Annotated in this window: 2 protein-coding genes, 3 tRNA genes and 1 pseudogene; all 6 read right to left on the bottom strand. The window is 51.9% G+C overall.

From position 1 onward, the window contains the following. Nucleotides 1-74, bottom strand: a pseudogene (locus F2P67_RS27675) (GTP-binding protein); the annotation flags it as partial. A gap of 84 nt (nt 75-158) precedes the next feature. Beyond that, nucleotides 159-234: transfer RNA gene (locus tag F2P67_RS27470), tRNA-Thr, on the bottom strand. Between the two features lie 26 nt (nt 235-260). Beyond that, nucleotides 261-334: transfer RNA gene (locus F2P67_RS27475), tRNA-Gly, on the bottom strand. A 25-nt stretch (nt 335-359) separates the two neighbouring features. Beyond that, nucleotides 360-444: transfer RNA gene (locus F2P67_RS27480), tRNA-Tyr, on the bottom strand. Nucleotides 445-587: 143 nt separating this feature from the next. Then, nucleotides 588-1,025 carry a hypothetical protein gene (locus tag F2P67_RS27485; protein WP_166226379.1) on the bottom strand — a complete coding sequence of 146 codons (438 nt, stop codon included), beginning with the start codon at nt 1,023-1,025 and terminating at the stop codon, nt 588-590. A gap of 116 nt (nt 1,026-1,141) precedes the next feature. Then, on the bottom strand, nt 1,142-2,095 hold the full coding sequence (gene birA / locus F2P67_RS27490; RefSeq protein WP_166226382.1) for a bifunctional biotin--[acetyl-CoA-carboxylase] ligase/biotin operon repressor BirA: 954 nt from the start codon (nt 2,093-2,095) through the stop codon (nt 1,142-1,144). Between the last annotated feature and the right edge of the window lie 94 nt (nt 2,096-2,189).

A 2,189-nucleotide genomic window follows, 5' to 3' on the forward strand; every position in this document is an offset into this window, starting at 1 on the left:
TTACCGTGGTCAACGTGACCAATGGTCCCAACGTTGACGTGGGGCAGGGAACGATCAAATTTTTCCTTAGCCATCGATATCACCCTCAACAGAAGAATTAGACAAACAACATCAGCCATTAAAACAAAGGCAGATATTTTCATATCTGCCTTGTTATATGGAGCTCTTGAGCGGATTTGAACCGCTGACCTCACCCTTACCAAGGGTGTGCTCTACCAACTGAGCTACAAGAGCGTAACACTTTGCACAACCTGTAAACTTGGAGCGGGTAGCGGGAATCGAACCCGCATCATCAGCTTGGAAGGCTGAGGTTCTACCACTAAACTATACCCGCGGAGCGTACAGCTCACGCTAAAATCTGGTGGAGGGAGAAGGATTCGAACCTTCGAAGTCGTAGACGTCAGATTTACAGTCTGATCCCTTTGGCCGCTCGGGAACCCCTCCTAATCAGGCCGGCATTCTATACTATGCCAAACCCCTGTCAAGCATTTTCTCATTTAAAAACCTGAGGTTAGCTGCATTGACATCGCCTCACTTTGACAACCTGTTAAGGTCTTCGCTGTGGAGCGGGCGCCATTCTATGCAAACTATTCAGCAGGTGCAACCCCCTCGCACAGCATTATTTTATGTTTTAACTCATTGAATTCCTTGGAAAGGTTCCGTAACTGCTCATCACCCAGTAAACGCTGACTTTCGGGCGCCACACTCAGCCAAAAACCATCAACCTGGAGACCATCCAGAGAAGGCTGAGCCTTGATACCCATTGCCGCCAAGCGCTGCCCAAGCAACGAGACAGAGTCCTGCCGCGCAAGACCACCCACAAACAAACACTCTCGGGCTGCCAGCAATTCACCACTCTTTATCGGAGGCGCCACGGACGACTCGCTCAACAAGCGAATATCCTGCTGCGAACCGCGATACAAACTCAGCGGTGTAACATCCTTGGCACGCAAAGGCGCCTCTTGCTGATGCCAGATGCAATAAAAAACATTGAGAACAATTAGTAGCAGAAACAGCCAACGCATATAGACCTCAGCACAAGGGGTGCGCCATATACATGCCTACCGGCGCACCTGGTAACACACACTGAGAAAACGCCCCAGAACCTAAACTTGACAATTGCGACTTAACAGAGTCGTCTTTAAGACTCGTCGCGCAACCTTAGACTGAGCTCGCCTCCACTGAACACTTTTTCCTCACCCTCGACCATCAAGCGAATCGCTCCTTGGTTATCGATCCCAAGCACGACACCATCAATTTGGTTAACGCCCGCAATCAACGAAACCGTTCGCCCCTGCCACAGATGATTCGCCTCCCACTCTGCCCGAAGAACCTTGAAACCCTCCGCTTGCTGACGACATATGAACGACTGCAACTGCTCGCTCAACTCAGCCACCAAGATATTGCGATCACACATTTGCCCAGACTCCAGGCGCATGGACGTCCACTGCTGATCAACTTCATCCGCACTCTGCATATTCACATTGATGCCAATACCAAGCACCACGTGACACACATCCGCCGGATCCCCAACAAGCTCCAGCAGAATGCCGGCAATCTTCTTATTGCCAACCAGAACGTCATTGGGCCACTTCAACCCTGCGCCGGCCACACCCAGCTTTCGCAATGCTTTCATTACCGCGAGCCCCACGACCAAGCTCAATCCCTCAAGCTGGCGCATGCCGCCATCTATGCGCAGGACAAGACTGTAATAAAGGTTCTCGGCGAACGGGCTCACCCATTTTCGCCCCCTGCGCCCTCGCCCAGAGAGCTGTCGCTCGGCAAGAACCAGAAACGGTGCCGACTGCCCCCTACTGACTGCGCGCAGCGCTTCCGCATTGGTCGAATCAATGGAATCAAGGAGGGTAATCGGCCAGAAAGGTGGCGCTCCCGCGATTTTAAGAGGGTCAAGTAACATCAACGGCGCGGCCAATTGATAACCCCGCCCTCGAACTTTATGAATAGACAAGCCAAGCTCAGCCTCTAGATGCTGAAGCTGCTTCCATATCGCACTTCGACTAATACCCAAGGCAGCGCCCAGGTCCTGACCAGAATGGAATCGCCCATCCTTCAGAAGATTCAACAAGCTCAACATGCAGGTCTCGCCTTTCAATGAGGCCAGAATAATAGCCAGCTCACATACCACTGCATAGAAATCATGCAGGCGCTTTTCCTGCGGGCAAAACAAA

The organism is Pseudomonas atagonensis, assembly GCF_011369485.1.
Taxonomy (GTDB): Bacteria; Pseudomonadota; Gammaproteobacteria; order Pseudomonadales; family Pseudomonadaceae; genus Aquipseudomonas; species Aquipseudomonas atagonensis.

Excerpts from the sequence above, each read along its gene's own strand:
- birA (WP_166226382.1), bottom strand. The coding sequence starts at position 2,095 with ATGTTGAGCTTGTTGAATCTTCTGAAGGATGGGCGATTCCATTCTGGT.
- F2P67_RS27485 (WP_166226379.1), bottom strand. The coding sequence starts at position 1,025 with ATGCGTTGGCTGTTTCTGCTACTAATTGTTCTCAATGTTTTTTATTGC.